Below are 20563 nucleotides of genomic sequence, written 5' to 3' on the forward strand. Positions count from 1 at the left end.
GTGTCTTACTATTTTTTTCGACCGATTTCGTCTATTTTTGCCACCTCAAGGGGCATTTTTACCATTTATGAAAATTTTGTGATTTTTTAGATTATAGTAGTGCCAAAGTCAGAAAAAAGGAGGGTAGCGGTTATTTTGTAAAGGAATTATAGAAAAAGATTACAAGAGGGAGAAAGAGACTATGAAGAGATTTCGAAAGTCGGCTATAGCCTTAGTACTTGCACTCCTGATGGCACTACAGGGAACAGAGCCTATTTTTGTACAGGCAAAAGAGGCCATTGAGGATGTACAGAAGAATGCAGATTTCTCCAGACCAGAGGCTTTGACGGAAGAGGAAGCAGGGATTACAGATTCCACATCTGGAGAACAAGATAAGAGTCAGCAGTCTGATGCGGACGTACAAAATGAAACGACGCCATCAGAAGATACAGAGACGCAGGAAGAACAGACAACTCCAGCGGAAGAAACAGAAGAAAATCCGCAGGAAAAAGAAGTGGAGTTGAAAGAACCACAGGATTACTATCCGATTCCAGAAGAACCGGAAGGTGAACTGATTGATTATGATGCCATTTCCAAGACTTATAAGACAGGGGACAAGCAGTATACAACCGTTTATGGAGGTTATGTCGGAACTTATAAGAATGAGGATGGAGATACCGAGCTGGTTGATAATACACTTGTAAAACCAGAAGAAGCAGATACTCCGGCATCCGAAGAAGCACAGGAAGCCAGCAGTGTAGTGGCAACTGAAGAAAAGGAAGAGAAAACAGAAGTTTATCAGAACAAGGCAAACGATTATGCTATCCTTCTTCCGGAACAGATGTCAGAAGAGAATGGTGTAACGATTGAAAATGGAAAGACCAGAATCGGGATCATTCCGGTAGATGGAGATTATACACATTCCGTTATTAAAGACAATGCGATCCTTTATAATGAAGTTTACGAGGGCGCAGATGTTCAGTATACAGTACTGGATTCCAGCATTAAGGAAGATATCGTACTTCAGCAGCCAACAGACAGGGAAGTCTATGAATACGAGCTGCAGATTCCGGGGTATCAGGCAGAAGTAAAAGACAATCAGGTCTATATCTATCCGGAAGGGAAGACAATCAAAGATGCGAAGTATCTTCTGGAGACGCCATCAATGGAAGATGCTGCCGGGGAAATCAGTTTCCTGATCACATTGGAACTTCGGGAAGAAGATGGAAAAACAATCCTGACCGTAAAACCAGATAGGGATTGGCTTTCGGCAGAAGAACGTCAGTATCCGGTCAGGATCGATCCGACACCAGTAGAGATTCAGAAGAGTTCCTTTAACATGATCGGTGTGGAAGAGGGAAGTCCTACCAGTCAGATTGGTGACAACAATTATCCGTATGTCGGATTTGATGATGGTATTAAGTCTGGGAACCTTGCAGGATTTGGTACTGCACACCAGAACTGCCGGACTTATATCAAAGTAAATTCAAATTTTAGTCAGATTCCGAAAGATTCCAAAATTGACAGTGCAACATTTGCAGTCAGTCAGAAAACTGCATACAGTGGTGGTGCATCCCAGTTTGGACTTTATCGTGTAGATCAGTCGTGGAACACCTCCATCACATGGAAAACAAAACCAGTAAATCTTACGTTTCAGGATGTACAGAATGCAAGTACCAGCAGGAACAGCTATATCAATTATGACGTCAAAGATCTGGTCAATGACTGGGTGCAGGGAACTCATGCGAATAACGGATTTGCACTGGTAGCCATTGCCGAGGCAAATAACCTTGGAGCTTCTATGCAGTGTGAGGTACTGAATAACAGGGCATCCGTTTATGGACCGAAACTCAGCATCCAGTGGTCACCGGCTGAAGATCCATATCTGCGAGATATGTCACTGGATGAAACAACGATCCTGCTTCGCCCGATGACAGAAAAGAATACAAATGGAAAGCTGAAGTTTGATGCCGTATTTGCAGACGGAATTGCAAAGAGCAAATCTACAGTAGAATATTATCTGCTTCCAGATGAGGAAAATGAAGAACATCACGAAACAGATGCAAAACCATTGTATTCCTATCCAGACAGTACTGAATACAATAAGCAGTTCCCGGAGGCGAATAAGTATTACAGCAAAGATTCCAACTGGCAGAGTGCACTGTATTCAGGGCTGACGAAGGACAAGCTTTATAAGATCAAAGCAAAAGCATCGAAAGAGATTGATGGAAAGCTGGAAACAGGAAAAGAAGTGACCAGTGACAGCTTTGTGATCTATGAAGTGAAGCAGTTTGATACATTCCCGAAGATTGCAAAATATTATGGTGTTCCGCTTAAGAACATTATGAAAGACAATCAGGTTATGGACGCACTGGTAGTCGCAAATAACACGATCTTTATCCGTAACCCACAGACAAATGTTCCATATAGTCCTGCACCGCTTACCGATCAGGATAAGATGCGGATTGACGGAGCATTGATGGGAAGAGGCCTGCACTGTGAATTTGGATTTGAACCAGTCAACTTAAATACTGGTAACTTCTACATGGATCAGTCCGATGCGACGATGAATGAACTGAATGGAGAATTCTCCATTACAAGAAGCTACAATTCCAAAGGAACAGACCAGCATTCCATGTTCGGACGTGGATGGAGCTTTAACTATGACCAGTCACTTTCTCAAATGGAGGACGGAAGTCTTCTGTATATGAGAGGGGACGGAAGTTATCTGATCTTTGATAAGAATGAAGATGGAAGCTACACTACTCCGGATGGTTATGTATATGATTTAAAAGCAGTCAGCTATAAAGATACAGACCATGACTACATCGGATGGGAACTGACAGATGCGGATCAGAGCGTCTGGTCATTTGATAAATATGGAATTTTACGTTATGTAACGGATGTGAATGGATTTAAGACAGTATTAGATTATGACGATGATTATAATCTGAGTAAGATTACAACACCATCCGGAAAAACATTCGGGGTAAAACAGGATAAATTCGGGCATATCAAGGAACTGTCTCTTCCAGATGGTGGAAAAGTTTCTTACAAATATGATGAGCAGGGAAATCTGATATCTGTAACAGATCCGAATGGAACAACAAAAGAGTACAAATATGATGATGACAGCCGTATGACAAGCTGGAAAGATGAGAATGGCAATACGGTTGTAAAGAATACTTACGATAAAGAAGGAAGAGTTGTAGAGCAGACTGATGCAGAAAAAGGAACGGCAACTTTCAAGTACGGAAAGAGTTCTACTACAACAACGGATAACGAAGGAAATAAGACCGTTTATCATTATGATGATCAGTACCGCACAACATCCATTGAATATCCGGATGGAACAACCTGTGAAAAGACTTATAATGCAGAGAATCAGCTTGCTTCCGAAACGACAGCAGCCGGAACAAAAACTTACACTTATGATACATTTGGCAATGTAGCAACGGAGACAAGAGAGGATGGAAAGACAGCCTCTTATACTTATAATGAGCAGAATAAGCTGACCAGTGCAACTGGATATAACGGAGCAACGGTTACTTACAGTTATGACGGTAATGGAAATATGGTCACATCTACAAAACCGGATGGAACAGCCATTACCTATACTTACGATGACAAACATCGTATGGTATCCCAGACAGACGGCAGAGGTGTCACAACAACGTATTCGTATGACGGACCGAACATGACCGGATATGTGGATGGAAATGGAGCAGCATGGGGATTCACGTATGACGCGATGAATCGTGCAGTTACCATGACAGATCCACTTGGAAATGTAACCTCGAACAGTTACGATGCGAATGGCAATCTGACTTCCAAGACAGCAGCCGATGGCGGTGTGACCGCTTATACGCTGGATGGTGTGGGAAATATTACAGCAAGTACTGACGCACTGGGGAATACCACCACTTATACTTATGATAAGATGTACAACATGACCAGTGGTACAGATCCGAAAGGAAATCAGATCAGCTACGTTTATGATAAGAATTATCAGCAGGTCAAAGCAACCGATGCAAAAGGAAATACAATTACTTATAAGTATGACAGCATGGGACGTGTCATAGAAGAGAGTAATAAAGATTTTGGAACAAAGCTCTATGAATATGACAAAGCAGGAAATCTGAAAAAATATACCGATGGAAATGGAAATGCAACCGTATCCAAGTTTGATTCTCTTGGACAGGTGCTTCAGTCCAAAGATGCAGTTGGTAATATAACCAAATATGAATATGACGCATTAGGAAATGAAACCAAGATTACTTATGGAGATGGAAGCAGCCATTCCAAGGAATATGATAACTGCGGAAGACTCGCTAAAGAGACAGATGAATTAGGTGCAGTTACCACTTATACTTATGATGCGGCAGACAATCTGGTATCAAAATCAGATGACAGTGGAAGAACCTGGACTTATACCTACGATAATACAGGAAACCGCTTAAGTGAAACCAACCCAGAAGGTGGAACTACCACATATACTTATGATAAAGCAGGAAATCTGGTATCTTCTACCGATGAAGAGGGAAGAACAGATACTTATGCTTACGACAAGGCAGGAAATCTGACTACATCCAAAGATGCCCTTGGATATACCGTATCCATGAAGTATGACTTAAATGGAAATCTGGTATCCTCTACCGATGAAAATGGAAATACCAGTACCATGACTTACGATGGTAATGGAAACATGACATCGGTAAGCGATGCAAAGGGCAACATTACAGCAATGAAATATGATTCCACCGACAATCTGGAACAGACGGTGGATGCCCTGAAAGGAAAGACCACTTACGAATACGATTCACAGGGCAACAGCACAAAGATGACAGATGCCCTCGGCAATGCGTATAGTTATGTGTATGATAAAGAGGGAAATAACACATCCATAATACTGCCGACAGGGGACAAGGTGCTGATGGAGTACGATGCCATCGGACAGCTTGTAAAATGTACGGATGCACAGGGACTCGTAATTACCTATCAATATGACGGAGCAGGCAACCTGATCCATTCCTCCGACAATGGTGGAAACAGTATGGATTATACTTATGATGGTGCCGGAAATGTACTGACACAGACCGATGAACTTGGCAGGACAGCAACATACAAGTACGATCAGTACGGCAGACTCCTGAAACTTACTGAAGCAGACGGAAGTATCACATCTTATGAATATGATGTTATGGACCGCATTACAGCGGTAACGGATGCGGAAGGTCATAAAACAACCTTTACCTACGATAAAGTCGGCAACCAGTTATCCATGACAGAAGAAGAGGAAGCCACATATAAATACGCTTACGATAAGAAAGACCGGGTTATTTCTCAGACAAATCCACTGGGAGCATCCAGCACCTTTAAGTATGACGGAAATGATAATGTGACGGAATCTGTCGATGAAAACGGTACGGTTACCAAGTATGCTTACGATAAAAATGACAATCTCGTATCCCAGACAGACGGAAATGGAAATACGACAACCTACCAGTATGATGAACTGGACCGCAAGATCGGTGAGACTTCTCCGTTAAAAGAAACAAATGAATACCGTTATGATGCCATTGGAAATCTTACCAAATCAAAAGATCCGATGGGACTCATTACCGAATACAAATATGACAGCCTGAGTAACATGACGGAACAGATTTCTCCAAAGGGAGCAGTTACCAAATATGATTACGACAAGCATGGCAATGTCATTTCTGTAACGGATGCAAAGGGAAATGAGACACAGTACAGTGTTGACCTGAATGACAATGTCACAAAGATGACACAGGCGAATGGTGGAGAGTATACCTATAGTTATGATAAAGCCGGACGTCTGAAGAGTATGACCAGTCCACTGGGTTATACTAAAAATTTCTCTTATGATAAAGTGGACAACGTGGTAAAAGAAAGCGACAGCTTAAAGAGTACCACTACTTATACTTACGATAAGCTCCATAAGATGAAGTCTTCTACCAATGCACTGGATGGAACAACCAGCTTTTCTTATGATAAGTATGGCAATCTGGTGAAGGAGACAGATCCGCTTGGACGGAGCAATACCTACAGTTATGACCTGGCAGGTCAGATGACTTCTGCAGCTGATCCGCTTGGTAAGATAACTGCTTACACTTACGACCCGGCAGGAAATATTACTGAGATCACCAAACCGGGTGGAAGAAAGACCAGCTATGGATATGATAAGAATTATAATGTTACATCTGTAACAGATCCGATGGGCTATGTTGCAAAGACAGTCTACGATAAAGACAACCGTGTAACAGAAGAGACCGATGCACTGGGGCAGAAGGAATCCTATACCTATGATAAGGACAGCAGGGTAACTTCTATTACAGACAAGCGTGGATTCACAACGGGATTTGATTACGATGCACATGGGAATATTCAGGTTGTTACAGATAAGACCGGATTAAAGAGCCATCTGGAATATGACAAGAATGACAACCTGACCAAAGTAACTGATGCCCTTGGCGGTGTAACAACTTATGGTTACGACAACATGGATAACCTGGTGACCTTCACCAATGCAGCAAATAAGACAACGAATTATACTTATGACTTAGAAGGCAACCTGACATCCATCAAAGATCCGGCAGGAAGAACGGAGAAATTCGACTATGATGAAAAAGGCAGACTGACCGGACATACACAGGCAAGCGGCAAGAAAACCACGTATGATTACGACAAACTGAATGACCTGTTGGAGAAATCTTATCAGGACGCAAAAGGCGAGACATCCGAAAAGGACGTGACCTACGCATATAACAGTGCCGGGGAACGGGTATCCATGAAGGATCAGACAGGCAAGAGCAGCTACGAATACGATGCACTTGGAAGAATCACCAAAGTGACAAGCGGTTCGAAAAAGGATGTCAGCTACGTTTATGATGACGCAGATAATCTGCAGGCAATCGTATACCCGGATGGGACAAAGATCAGCTATGAATACGACTTAAATGATAATCTGGTAAAACTGACAGACCGTAATAGAAAAGTAACCACTTACAAGCATGATGCACTGAACCGTGTGACAGAAGTTACTAGAAGTAATGGAACAAAGACGGAAGTATCTTACGATGCAGAAGATCATATCACAAAGATTGTGAATACCTGTGGTTCCTGCGGCAAAGTAATCAGTACTTATGAGTACAAGTACAATGATCAGGGATATGTAGTTGGAGAAACAGCTACGGAACTGGAAGCTGGAACAAGAAAGACGCCAAGCTGGGAAGACTGGTACAACTGGGGCGATACACAGAAAGAGACAGACAAAGCAGACTGTGAGCATCAGGAAAAAGAGATCCAGACGACACGTACCTATGAATACGATGACAACTGGGAACTGACACGCTGTACAGAAAAAGCAGAGGGCGGTAAAAAGACAGTCCATAATTATACTTATGACAAGATTGGAAACCGGACCTCTTACGAGAAGATCGAGGATGGTGTCAGCAAAGCAAAATATAACTATAAGTACAACGATTCCAACCAGCTCATCAAACGCACCAATGCAAAGATCTGGGGCGATCCGGGAACAACCTACAGCTATGATAAAGATGGCAATCTGATCCAGGAATGTGATAAGACAAACAGTGCAGATCCGGTTACTTATGAATACACAGCAGAGAATCGTTTGGCAGTAGTAAAACAGGGTGGAACAGTCCTGATGGCAGCCATGTACGATGGAGATAACAACCGGGTATTCGAACTTGATAACACCTATAAATGGGAAGACTGCTATGGCGATGAAGTCCTGATCCCGGCGAACCAGCGTACCGAAGATGGAAACAGCCCGAAAGAGCAGCTTGCCTCTCTGGTAAAAGGCGGTTCCAATGCCAAAGGATACACACTGACAGAGTATATCAACGATATCAATCGCGAGAATACAGAAGTCCTTGCAGAGTATGGAGCAGACGAGAAAGTACGTCAGGCTTATACTTATGGAGAAAGTGGAATCGGAGAACGGGTAAGCGTTGATAAATCGGAAGAAAGCAGTTATTATTTATATGACGGAAGAAACAGCGTGACCGGAATCCTGACCGAAACAGCTAATCTGACGAACAGTTATCAGTATGATTCATACGGTAACCTTACATCAGGAACAGCAGACGGTGTCAATTACTACGGTTACAATGGGGAGTCCACAAATGTAAAAACAGGACTTCAGTATCTGCGGGCAAGATACTATAACGCAGAGAACGGAACCTTTACAACTGAAGATAGTGACCTTGGAACGACAGAAAATCCATTGACCAGAAACCGCTACGATTATACGACCAATAATCCGCTGAATTACAGTGATCCGACAGGACATTCATTGTGGAGCAGGATTAAGAGTACAGCTAAAAAAGCAGCGAAAGCAGTCAAGAGTGTCGGCAAGAAAATCGTTAATACTGCGAAAAAGGTAGTCAAAACAGTAGTAAATACAGCTAAGAAAGCAGCAAAAACTATTGTTAACACAGTGAAGGGGGTAGCAAAAACTGCCAAAAATGCAGCTAAACATGCAAAACAGACATATCAATCTGTGAAAAATCGTGTAACCAGTAGCAGTACATATCAAAAGATCACATCCAGAGGAAGTCAGTTTATTCGTTCTGTAAGCAATGGGGTACAGAAAATTGGAAAAACTTATACATCTTTCAAATCCTATGTTTCAGAAAGAACGGCAGAAATCCGCTCAGAACTGGTACGACATATGTGTACGACAACAAATCGTATTACAGATAAGCTTGGAAAAGTAGACTGGAATGCGGTGAAAAAAGTAGCCATTGGTATAACTGCGGTTACAGTTTCTGGTCTTGTAGTTGCTGCAACAGGCGGTTTGGCTGCAGGAGCAGTTCTGGCAGCATTGCCAGCAATGGGTGGCTTAGGAACGGCGATGGTTTCAGGAGCAGTTATTGGAGCTATTGGTGGAGCTTCATATAGTGCAGTGAATTCAGGTTTGTCTGGAAATAGTCTGAAACAAGTAGCAAAAGATACGTTAGTCGGTGGTATTGCAGGAGCAGTGACAGGTGGCGTTATGGGTGGCCTTAGTTATGGGGCTGGGAAACTTTTGAATGTAGTAAGGAGTGCAGGAAGTACCCATAATGATGGGATTGATAAATCGTTTAAAAAATTAGTTGCAGAAGTAACCGAAACAAAATTGCCAGAAGGCACTTGGGAAAAACCACCATTAGAGCGAGGAGATATTATTGACAAAGCTATGGGAAATAACTTGGGACACAATTTCCCGACCATAGATAAAGTAGAAAATGGTGTTGTGACTAGTGTTAAAAGCCGAGACTTAGGTGCAAAGACTTATCAAAATGGTAATAAATTGGAAAAGGTAATTGTCAAGGACATTAATAAAGTTTCAGGATTTATAGGAGAAACATTTAATGGTAAATTTGTTAATGCGGAAGAAATAGTGGGTAGACAATTACAAGTAGTTGTTCCAAATGTAACATTAAGCGAAGCTCAGATAAATGCAGTTAATAATGCTACAAAACATGGTATTGATAAAGGTGTTAAACTCATTATTACAGTAGGAAAATAATAGCAAAGTAAATAGCTTAAGGGGAATATTTTATTCCCCTTAAGTAATAGAGAGGAGAAAACGGATATGATTTCTGTATATTATAATCAAAAATATGGTTTCTTAATTGTGCCTAATGCCATTGAAAGGTTTATGGGATGTTATATTTCTATCGAACCTACAATTGAAATTATGGCTGAAGAAACAATAGATAAGATAGGCTGTGCAATTAGAAAAGGAATAAAAATTGCAGAAAGTTCCCCAAAAGTAGACGAATCTCAATTAAACAATTTTTGGAAACAAACAAAATATAAAAGTTTTCCAACATTTTCCAAGAATTATCAAAGAATTGATTTGAAACAAAATGGAGATGAATTAGAAATTAGAAGATGGGAACGGAATAATAGAGGGGGATATTCGCGAAAAACGGAAGAAAAAGATTATATTAATTTTATAGAAATGTCGGATTATGAATTGGGCTTGTTTATAAAAAAAATGTTTGAACCATGTGAAATTAGAATTGATGAAACAGAAAGATTTGAAACATTAGAGGGGAAAATAATTAGTTATTCGATTCCAAATGAGCATTATAAAAATATTGGTGATGGTCATACAGATTCTTATATGACATATAGAAATGAAGATTATGATAAGTTGTATATTTCTTTTTTGATAGGTGATGGAACTGATTGTACAGATGAAGTAAGCATAAAAAATCATTACAAAAAAATATACAAGCAAATGTCGAATATTAAATTTGAAAGTAAATGTAATAAAAAATATGTACATTTTTTAACAGAAAATGGAGAAGTATTGCTGAGTTTTATTGATAATGGTTATGTGGAGTTTTTTATGTGCATTCCATATAATATTGAAAGAAAAGTTCAAAAGGAGTCAATAGAACAGTATTTAAAAATGTTATTTTCGATAAAAATTGAAGATAAATAAAGCGTGAAGGAGAGAATATGCAAAAGAAGAATTGTGTTTTGTGCATAAGTATAGGAATTATAGTATGTATATTGTTATCAGCTTGCTCCAGACAACCAGACTTTGATGCCAAATCCTACGTCCAAAGTTCTCTTGATGCACACTATCATGGAGAATATAAGGACTATGCGAATCTGTTAGAAATCTCGGAAAAAGATGCCAAGAAAGAAATCGAAGAGGATTTTAATGAGAGTATCCAACAGCAATTTGATGATTCCGATAACATTACGGATAAAGGAATTGCTGATTATGCGGAAAAACTGACAGAAGTAAAGAAACTGGCAAAATACAAAGTACAAGATGTGAAAGAAGAGGATGGAGTCTATACAGTAAGTGTACAAGTTGAACCATCCAATGTATTTCAGACATTGCAACAAAGCTCTACAGAGGTAAGCAATGAAAAAATAAAGCAGGGATTGGATGGAAATGATCCGGAAGTCTTTGCAGCTGTATTAACAGAAAGTGTCCAGAAGAGTCTTGAAAAGAACAGATATGGAAAAGCTGTTACTGTAAACGTATCCGTGGAAAAAGATAACTCAGGAAAATATGGTCTTTTGGATACAGAGATGAATAAGTTGGAAGCAGCGATGTTCCCAACAGAATAAGAATGAATGGAAAGCTATCAGAGGAAAAAAACTGGTAGCTTTCTTTTAAACTCCAAGACAAGAAAACTTGTTAAAAAAGCTATTGTAATAGTAGAAAAATTATAATAAATAATGGATGACAAGAGTCTTTTATTCATTATGAGAAAAAGAAGGAATCTCCTATGAACCAACAAGAAATATTCACGTAAGATGGAAAAAAGTGCTGTAATCGAAGAGGTTGCAGCATTTTTTTCTTCGACATTTTTCGAACATTATAACGTACCTATCCGGTCACCGCCATGCTCCGATTTGATTTCTATATCAAAAATCAGATCGGAGGAAAGATAAATGGCTTATAACAAGACAAGTGAAGAACGAAAGTGGAATTATTGGAAAGAACAGGAAGAAAAGAAATTGCGTGAACTGGGAATGGAAGAAGAGAAGATCCAAAAGCTGCGCCAGATGGACAGGGAAGACTTTCTGGAAGAGCGCAGATACCGGGAACATCTGGATGAAACGATGCAGGATATGGATTCCATAAAAGAAAAGGACAGCGAGCTGTTTGCAAGGGATGTAAAGGAGCTTCTGGATCACATAGGTGATAAGCGAATCTATGAACTATTGAAAGAAACGGAGCATCAGACACTGGAAATCCTCTTACTCAGTACATGGGGATATTCTGGAAGAGAAGTTGCTAAGATTATGGGAATGGCAGAACAGACGATTTATACCAAAAGAAACCGTTTGAGAAAAAAATTAAAAAATTTATCAAAAATTGAATAATTATGGCGTTTTTCGTCGGCTATTTAATAGGCAGGTAAATTTTGCCAGTGTACTTTGACAACCTCATACCAGCATTACAGGTACGTTCCCGTAAGTAGAAGCGTGGCAGGAAGACGCGAGGACAGATGAAAAGGGCATGGAAGAAATTAGACCAGAAAGTGAGAGGCAGAGTTCTTTTGTGGCGTTTTCGTTTCGAGCGAATCATCTTTAACTGAAACAGGACCGTGGCGGTCTTTTGCGAGGATCACTTACGAGGGGATAATGATACATAGGAACTGCCAGTGAGCAGAGGATGGACTTTGGGTTGTAATCAGCAAGACTTTTAGAAAATCCGTGAGCGGTGCAATGCCAAGCATCCGCCTGTAATGTTCCCGTAAGGCAATGGGGGAGTCGAGGACAAATACAACGCCAAAAATCAAAAGTATAAGAAATCAAGGAAGAATGTGTCGTTGATATCAGATACATACGGCTGTAGGGAGAAATCCTTTACAGCCGTATTGATGTGATATCAGCACGCATATCAGGTAACAAATTATGTATTACACAAGAGAATATCTCAATAGAGCGCATCGAGAAATTGATACTATTTTCCGAGTGCTGTTCCCGGAACATGGAATGGCAGTAAGGGAAGAACAGATTATGTTATGCCACAAAATGCTGGATAACCTGCTGGGAAGAAACATAGCACTGTGTGATGCGGGTGTCGGTATCGGCAAGACGTATGCCTATCTGGTGGCCTGTGTTCTGATGAGAAAATATTCCCTCCTTGCAGAAGGATGTTCCCCTTATGAGCAGCGTCCGGTCGTGATATCCACTTCCAGCATTGCACTCCAGAAAGCAATTCTTACAGAATATATCCCTTTTCTCTCCCGGATTCTTCAGGAGAACGGGACGATTCAGGCCCCTATTAAAGCTGTGATACGAAAAGGGAAAGAGCATTTTGTCTGCGATGAGAGGTTGGAGCACCGAATCGTTGCAATCGAAGAAAAAAACAAAAATGCGTTGCAGAAAGAAGCTCTGCTGTCGTTGAAAGAACATTATGATATGGACGAAGTGTCCAACTTAAGTGGGTTTGACAGAAGGATGGTGAGTGTACCGAAGTTCTGTTCGGGAGACTGCCCGAAAAGAGGCTCATGCAGGTATCAGCAGTATCTGGAGCGTTCCAGAGATCATGAAATGTTCATTCAGATCTGTAATCACAATTATCTGCTGGCTGATGGTTATCACAGGCTGCAGGATTACCGCCCGTTATTAAAAGACTACCGAGCATTGATTGTCGATGAAGCACATAAGCTGCCGGATGCGGCAAAGCAGATGTTTGGGAAGAGCCTCTGTTATGACGATATCCGAGAAATCTGCTTTTATCTTGGGAATGAGTACCAAGGCCCGGAGATAAGAAAACTGTCCGGGACGATCCGGATGGTGCTGGACATCATAGGAGAAAACCACAGAACCAGATATGGGATAAAAGAAGAATTCCACATGACAGAAGAGTGTGCAATGTATTTATATGAGGGGATACAGACCATGAATAAGATCATAGAAAAATTAGAAAAGAAGATTCCAAAGTGGATCAGAAACAAGCTGGAAGAAACCAAAAGTGTGCTGGAATGCTTTTTCCATCAGGATAAGAAGTATGTGCTGCATCTGAAGCAGGACCATGACCACCGGATTATATTGTGTGCATCCAGCAGACGGATTCCACAGTATCTGGACCAGATGTTATGGAGCAGAGGAATGGGAGCGATTCTGACAAGCGGAACTTTAAAAACCGGACAGGGATTTTCCCACATTCGGAAAATGACAGGATTACAGAGAGTGCGGAGAGTCCGGGAATATGTGGCAGACTCCCCGTTTGAATATCAGAAGAACTGTCTGTTATATCTGCCAAAGAATTTGAAGACATGCAGAAGAGAAAGTCAGGAAGAGGCAGAGATGATAGCAGGCCATATCCATTCACTGATCTGTTCGACTTACGGGCATACGCTAGTGCTGTTTACATCTTATCATTTGATGGGAAACGTTTACCAGATGTTAAGGGATGAAATTCCGTTCCCGATGATAGAGGTGTGGAGACATTCACCGGAAGAGATCACAAGATTTAAACAGATGGACAATGCTGTCCTTTTTGCAGCCGGCTCCTGTTGGGAAGGAGTAGACTTCCCTGGAGATATGGTATCTTCGCTGATTATAGTAAAACTGCCCTTTGCTGTTCCTGATCCCATCAGTGAAGCACAGAAGAAGGAATATGCCAGCCTGAAAGATTATATTCAGGCAGTGATTGTTCCAGACATGCAGAAAAAACTAAGACAGGGATTCGGACGTGCTCTCCGCACCGAGACAGATACTTGTGTCGTGTCCATTTTAGACGAGCGTGCAGGAGAAGGTGGCAGGTATCATGAGGAAGTAATGTGTGCGCTTCCGAGCTGCAAGATGGCAAAAGATATCAAGGATGTCCAGCACTTTATTCGAAACCGGAAAGGCGTGGAATACTACCTGTAACCGTTCGTGGTTCTGCTACAGAAAAAGCAGATTTTGCACGAAAAGTTTGGTGGTATTTCAAGGGCGTTTTCGGTGGGATTGTTGGTATTGATGAATAGCTATTTCGGCATGAAGTGGGTATACTGTGTATAGCGTTAGAGGAAAGGAGGCAGCTTATGATATACAAGGTGGAAACGATAAAAGATGGAACAGAAAAATATTTTTTCATCAGAAATCTGGAAACAATGAGTATTGAAGAACTGCCAAGTAAATATCTAATGCATAAGATTAAATGTAAACGTTCACCAAATACAGTGAAACGCACAGCATTTTCAATCTGCTATTATATGAAATATATGGCAGAGAAAGAAATGGAACTCACAGAAGTCTATCAGTTAGATTATGAAAAACAGACAGAACACTTTGTGGAATTTTTATACTGGCTTAAAGCCGGAAACCATACAGAGCAAACGGCTGGAGAAAAGAAGTGTCCGAATGAAGGAACCTGCAACGCATACTTAAAAGATGTGTTCAGGTTCTATTTATTTATAGAGGCAGAATATGAACAGTACGGAAGTCTCAAAACCTTATCGTATAACCAGATTATAGCGGTTAATCAGGTGGGAGTAAAAAAGGTACTGCGGAATCATTCTTTTAAAGCCTATCTGAAGGAAGAGGAACATCGTGGGAGAACAGCAAAAGAAAATCAGATTATTACAATTTTACAGGCCTGTACGAACCGAAGAGATCAGCTTCTGTTACTTATGTTAGCAGAAACCGGATACAGAATTGGGGAACTACTGGGAGTAAAATATGTCAAAGATATTGATTATAGGAATCACATGATAAGGGTATGCTTCCGGGAAGATAATGAAAATGAAGCGAGAGCCAAAAATGCGGAATACAGAAGTGCCAAGATAAGTAATGATACGTTTGAATTTCTCATGGATTATCTGGCAAAATATCGGAAAATCCTGCAACATCAGGATTACCTGTTTGTGAATATCATGGGTGAGAACATTGGAAAGCCATTAAGAGTGGACAGTGTATATGATATGTTGGACCGAATGGAAAAGAAAACCGGAGTTAAAATCACACCCCACATGTTACGTCACTATTTTGCAAATATGCGAAAGCAGGCAGGATGGGAACTGGAAATGATCAGTCAGGCATTGGGGCATAAACATTTGGATACGACTATAAAGTATCTGGACTGGCTGGATGATGAACTGATAGAAGCAAGTAATGAGTTTTATGCACAACACACTGCTATTTATGGGGCGGAACGTCTGCTGGAGTAGGGAGGTGTGAGAAATACCTATATATTTATTGCAACAGGCAGAACACATAACAGAATCTGAAGTAGATATTGAGAAGAAAAAGCAGGAACTATATTCAGAAATTGATGCACTTGGAATAAAAAGCGATTCAAGAATTAACAAATTGAAAAAGTTCTTGGCAGATAGAAAAATCTGGCATCTGGAAGAAATGGATTATCCTTTGCGAAATTCGTATGAACAATATTTAAGAGGACAGATACGATCACAAATTGTATCTTTCTATTTGAAAATATATGATACGGTAAAACAACAACATATCTATCAACAAATGCAGACGCTAAATGGAAAGCGGATATATGAATGGAAATATCAAAATAAAATTTATTTTCTGAAGTATTATCCGGAAAAGGAAATAGCTGAGACCTTTGAAACTTCTTATAAAACAAACCTATTGGTGTGGGATTTTACACAAAATTGTTCAGAAGTTTTAAAGAAACAAATTTTTTATACGTTGAGTCGTATCATTGCCAATACTTCAATGTCTAAGGCTTATAGAAATGTCAGGTTAAAATCCTTAAAACTTCTTTATGATTCTTGTGTTCAGTTAAATATTACGGATATTGGATTGCTGGAAATGGAACAAGTGGAAACTATTTTAAAGAATTTTCCCGAAACGAGTCAACGAAGTATTTTAGGTGAATGCAGAAGAGATGCGTTTATGCAGCAGGAACAGATCCAATGGGAAGCAAATGTATGGTATCTGGAACGATTACATCTTGGAAAACATCGGATAGACGAAAGTAAATCCTTAATTAGCATTTCTTTTATGGAAGTCAAGGAAATACAGAATCGAGAAATTTTACAGGCATACATGAAATATGAACTGGGAATTACTGGACAGGCAGTCAGCACGATTGTACGAAGATTTGTATGTATTAGAAATTTTATTGAACTGCTGGAACAAGAAAAGATACTGGCGATTCATGCAACTGTCGCAGAAGTAAAAAAGTATGCAGACGGCTTGCGAGAACGGGGAATACAGGCAAAGGGATTTAATGAAAGAATTTTCGGTATCGGTCATTTTTATAAATTCATGGAAGTTAAACAGTATATTACAAGAATGCCATTCCGAATTGAATATTTCCAACAAAAAGAAGTAATAGTACATCATGATCGTAGCGTTGAGGAAACAGTATATATGGAAATTTTGAAAAAATTATATCTTTTTCCAGAGCGATTACGATGTATGTTCCTACATCTGTGGTGTCTAGGATTACGGGCGAGTGAAGTGTGTACATTGAAAGGAAATGCTTATTATCAGCAGGGCGAGGATTATTGGATTCAGGTGTATCAGGTCAAAATGAAGAATTATAAAAGGATTCCAATCCCACAGGCACTTTATCAGATTATGAAAGTATACTTGAAAAAACATGAAATTCAGCCTGAAGAATTCATTTTTAAAAACAGCAGAGGTGGTGCTTGTCTATATGGTACATTCCGAACTCAGATGATAGAAGCGTGCCGGGAAAATAAGATTGCAAATGGAGAATATTTATTTCAATCACACGATTATCGACATACAGTAGCAACTATGTTTTATGACAGTCATGTATCACTGCAAAGTATCAGGGATTATCTTGGACATACTTATGAAGAGATGACAAGACAGTATATTGATTATATGCCGCAAAGGATTGCAAAAGCAAATGATGAGTTCTTTGAAATGCAAGGAAGTAGTTTAGCATCATGGCTAAAGAAAGAGGAAAAAGATGGAAAATGATATTATATACTTCAGCGATTTCCCCAATTTACAAGAAACAGGGACACGTAAGGATAATGGAAAATTTGATTTAACGTTGCTTCCAACGCAAGAATTAAAGGAAGAGTTTCGAGGTTATATTATGTATCGCTGCAAAAACGGAACGTTTAGAGCATTGATTCAGGATCGAACAGCTTATAATCATATTGCAAAGTTTTTGAACAGCAGAATAAATCGGAGAATCAAAAGCCTTGGAGATAGAAATCCAGAAAAATGGATATCACTTTTAAAAGGCTGGATGTTAGAACAGGGAATAACTATTGTAAAAGAAAAGAAGAGTGTGTATGGTACAGTAAGCTATGGCGAAGCAGTGACGATATTATATTTCAGAAACGTACTGAAATTTTTAGGGCCAGAAGATTTACGGGATGAGATAGAAAAAGATGTTTGGGAACTAAAAAATCTGGATATTAAAATCAGATCCAATCCAATTTATAATGTAAAAACACTGGATTTCAGAAAAATATATCAGCCAGATATCAGGGAAGAATGTAAGAAAGCTGTTTATATGAATCTGCAGTATGAAGCAATAGGAACTGTACAGGGAGAATTGACAATAATGAGGATATTCTCAGAATATCTCCAAAAAGAGTATTCCAAAATAAAAAGCTGCAGTGAAATAGACAGAGAAGTGTTGGAAGAATTTTTGATACATCTGTCAACAAAAGATACTTCCCATAGTGCGAATAGTTCTTATGTAATTTCATTAAGACGACAGTTAGAGACAATCGGAAAAATTTACAGCTATGAAAGATTGGAGCATTTATTTATTAATACGGATATTCCACCGGAAGTAAATGCAGAATTTAGAGTGTATTCTGATGATGAAATGAAACGACTGAATGCGGAAATTACACAGATGGATGTACAGATTGCAAGATGTCTTCTGATACATCAGATGCTTGGAACTAGGATATCAGATACCCTTACACTGAGACCAGATTGTCTGACGAGAGAAAATGGCCAAGATATGATTGAAATATATCAAGTTAAAACTAAAAGATATAAAAAACCGATCAGTAAAGAACTTGCAAAACTGTTACAGAGTTCTATTGAATATACACAGGAAAAGTTCGGTGATACAGAATACATATTTGTTAATGAAAAAGAACCTGACCGCCCGATGCAGTATATGGCTATAAAAACAAAAGTCATGTCCATGATACAGGAAAAGCAGTTGAAAGATGATCATGGCGAATTATTCGGGTTTGGAACGCACATGTTCCGGCACTACTATGGCGTCAAACTTACAGAAATGCATCTGGATGACTGGACGATAGCGAGACTATTGGGGCATAAAAGACTGAATAATGTACAGCATTACCGGAAAATGAGCAATCAAAGAATGGCAGACGAAACCAGAGAAGTAAGACAGAGGATGAGTGACATCATATATATGAGTCTGGCAAGATGGGGTGAAGAATATGAGCAAATACGACAAGATGATTGAGGAAAATCAGAGAAAAAGTAAAGAGAAAATTGAACTGGCATTGCAAGCAATACAAGATATGCTGGCAAATAAAGAACGTATCAGCGTTCCAAAGCTGATGAAGAAAACTGGATTGTCGAGAGGATTCTTTTATAAAAATCCAACCGTCCGGGATACATTGAACCAAGCAGTAGAGCAACAGGCCGGAATGATAGATCCAAGAAGAGAAATTCTGAACATGGCGATGGAAAAACAGATTGAACTGTTGAACCAGAAGGTGGCAGCTCTGAGCAGAGAAAATAAGGAACTGAAGAGAAAGAACGAAAAGTTACAGAAGGCATTACGGAAACAGGATTTGAATTTTATTAAGAACTTATAACATTGAAAATAATAAGATGGAAGAGATGTGTGCAGACACATCTTTTCATCGTTGAGGATAAAATATATAGAATGAGAATGGGATTGTTTTATGGTATACTAAAAGTGAAATGCTAACTTTGATATGAGGTATAAAACAATATGACAGAAATACAAATTAAAAATTTAATTAAAGAATATGAAAAAGAATATATTGAGTTTATGGAAATTGAGAAATTACCACAGTATAAGATAGATTTTTTTGAAATTAATGTTGAGGAAAGCGATGCAGCAGGATTCGCTTCAGCCGCCCAAGCTTACTATAATACGAAAACAGATGAACATATATTAAGGATATGCAAAAGTTCGGAAATACCAAGGTATATTGTGTTTCATGAATTTACGCATATTTTAGATACGGAAATGTATGCAAAGCAAGATTCTTGGAAATATATGGCTTTGTCTGGTTATACAGAATATCATGCAGCACAAGTTGAATTGATGATAATGTTAGGAGCAGATAGTATACAAACTCAAGATTTTTCATTTACAGTTGATGTTGAAATAGGTAATAGTACAGTTAGGAATTACCTAAACTCAAGACATCAATTAGTAGTGAATATGATGAATAGAACAGATTTTCCAAGAGATATTGAAGCATTAAAAACAACGGTAGGTGTGCTATATAATTATTTTGGAGTGCGTTCTATATGTAAAATGTATGCGAAAGATTATACTGAAGAAGTGGATAACACAATTATTATTCAGAAACTTTCAAAAGTATTATTTGAAGAGATAAATAGCTTTATGGTTGGATGGTTTAATGAAGCACAAGTAGAGCTGAGCTTTGTGTCATATATGAAAATAATGTGGCCTATGCTTCAAAGCTATTTTGGAAAAGAATGAAAGATAGTAACAGTAAACACAGTTTTGTATACAGTTAAACCCAGTAAAATCAACGCATGAGGGGAACTGGCTACATTTTACTTCCCTATTTGGTGGGGAATTGCAGCATGGCCAGTAGATAACTTTGTAAAAGAGAATGACTTTACAGGAAAAACAGTCATCCCATTCTGTACAGCAGCGACCTCGGGAATCGGTGACAGCGGTAATCTTCTGGAAGAGATGACAGGAACAGGTGATTGGAAAGAAGGGGAACGATTCCATGGTGGAGCGTCTGAATCAGATATCAGTTCATGGATAGACAGTCTTGGATTATAAAAGAATATAAAAATATTTGGAGGAATCGTAACAAAGAGAGACTTCTGTCCGGAGTCTCTTTTTCTTATACTTACAGTAAAGTTTGAAATATAGAAAAGGAAGAAA

The 20563-nt window shown here is 39.3% G+C and carries 11 protein-coding genes; all 11 read left to right on the forward strand.

The window, feature by feature from the left end:
* The first annotated feature begins 181 nt into the window (after positions 1-181).
* The 11 genes from PGR14_RS03410 to PGR14_RS16215 all read left to right on the forward strand — a co-directional run bounded on the left by PGR14_RS03410 (position 182) and on the right by PGR14_RS16215 (position 20458).
* A complete protein-coding gene (locus PGR14_RS03410; protein ID WP_270222972.1) occupies positions 182-9538 on the forward strand; it encodes a DUF6531 domain-containing protein in 9357 nt (3118 codons plus the stop codon).
* A 66-nt stretch (positions 9539-9604) separates the two neighbouring features.
* Positions 9605-10465: a contact-dependent growth inhibition system immunity protein gene (locus tag PGR14_RS03415; RefSeq protein ID WP_007884653.1), complete on the forward strand. Its 861-nt coding sequence runs from the start codon at positions 9605-9607 to the stop codon at positions 10463-10465.
* A gap of 17 nt (positions 10466-10482) precedes the next feature.
* A complete protein-coding gene (locus PGR14_RS03420; protein WP_007884654.1) occupies positions 10483-11109 on the forward strand; it encodes a hypothetical protein in 627 nt (208 codons plus the stop codon).
* Positions 11110-11436: 327 nt separating this feature from the next.
* Positions 11437-11871 carry a helix-turn-helix transcriptional regulator gene (locus PGR14_RS03425; RefSeq protein ID WP_007886453.1) on the forward strand — a complete coding sequence of 145 codons (435 nt, stop codon included), beginning with the start codon at positions 11437-11439 and terminating at the stop codon, positions 11869-11871.
* A gap of 534 nt (positions 11872-12405) precedes the next feature.
* Positions 12406-14373, forward strand: coding sequence for an ATP-dependent DNA helicase (locus PGR14_RS03430; protein ID WP_007886452.1), 1968 nt, complete (start codon positions 12406-12408; stop codon positions 14371-14373).
* Between the two features lie 155 nt (positions 14374-14528).
* The gene (locus tag PGR14_RS03435) at positions 14529-15653 is read left to right on the forward strand and encodes a tyrosine-type recombinase/integrase (protein WP_006426957.1); all 1125 of its coding nucleotides are present in this window, start codon (positions 14529-14531) and stop codon (positions 15651-15653) included.
* Positions 15654-15681: 28 nt separating this feature from the next.
* Positions 15682-17412 carry a tyrosine-type recombinase/integrase gene (locus tag PGR14_RS03440; protein ID WP_007886448.1) on the forward strand — a complete coding sequence of 577 codons (1731 nt, stop codon included), beginning with the start codon at positions 15682-15684 and terminating at the stop codon, positions 17410-17412.
* Between the two features lie 121 nt (positions 17413-17533).
* Positions 17534-18901 carry a tyrosine-type recombinase/integrase gene (locus PGR14_RS03445; protein WP_226853055.1) on the forward strand — a complete coding sequence of 456 codons (1368 nt, stop codon included), beginning with the start codon at positions 17534-17536 and terminating at the stop codon, positions 18899-18901.
* Positions 18876-19259, forward strand: coding sequence for a DUF6262 family protein (locus tag PGR14_RS03450; RefSeq protein ID WP_015513361.1), 384 nt, complete (start codon positions 18876-18878; stop codon positions 19257-19259). The genes PGR14_RS03445 and PGR14_RS03450 overlap by 26 nt, the downstream gene beginning before the upstream one ends.
* A 140-nt stretch (positions 19260-19399) precedes the next feature.
* Positions 19400-20143 carry a hypothetical protein gene (locus tag PGR14_RS03455; protein ID WP_006426953.1) on the forward strand — a complete coding sequence of 248 codons (744 nt, stop codon included), beginning with the start codon at positions 19400-19402 and terminating at the stop codon, positions 20141-20143.
* A gap of 87 nt (positions 20144-20230) precedes the next feature.
* Entirely contained in the window at positions 20231-20458 is a 228-nt protein-coding gene (locus PGR14_RS16215) for a flavodoxin (RefSeq protein ID WP_080543125.1), read from the forward strand.
* Positions 20459-20563: the final 105 nt, after the last annotated feature.

Origin of the sequence: Coprococcus sp. AF99-45 (genome assembly GCF_027663865.1) — a bacterium.
Classification (GTDB): domain Bacteria; phylum Bacillota; class Clostridia; order Lachnospirales; family Lachnospiraceae; genus Allocoprococcus; species Allocoprococcus comes.